The 399-nt window shown below is 43.1% G+C and carries 1 protein-coding gene; it reads right to left on the bottom strand.

Annotated elements, in window-relative coordinates; all coding sequences use genetic code 11:
- On the bottom strand, nucleotides 1–371 hold a 371-nt coding region (locus HC176_RS17150), incomplete at its 3' end, for a tyrosine/phenylalanine carboxypeptidase domain-containing protein (protein ID WP_245234949.1).
- Between the last annotated feature and the right edge of the window lie 28 nt (nucleotides 372–399).

The raw sequence follows: 399 nt of genomic DNA, 5'->3' as shown, positions 1-399 counted from the left end.
CCCTTTCTGATTTGGTTTATTTTCTCGTTGGTTTCTTCGGTTTTTAAATATCTCGGGGTGAGGCTAACAGGTAACAATACCCGTCTGTCCCGTAATTCGTTGATAATGGGCATATGTTCCAGAGCAAATTTGCCGGTTAACAAAGGCTCCAGTTCTCCCCCTTCTTCTAAATATTCCTTCACCTGTAAAAAGCCTTTGAAATAAGAAATATCCTTGGTGAATCCGCCTCCCTGCAGGATCCTTGAAGTAATATTAAAAGAACGGGCAGGGGAGAAGTTGTAATCTTTGTGTAACAATCTGAAGATTCCCTGGAAATCTGCTCCATGCATTCTTGCTGCAGAAGCTACTACTCTCCCGGCGAGAGTTCTCATCCTGTTTGCCGTCAATCCTCCTACAAAA

Source organism: Tamlana crocina, assembly GCF_012037625.1.
This window is presented reverse-complemented; position numbering and strand designations above follow the sequence as displayed.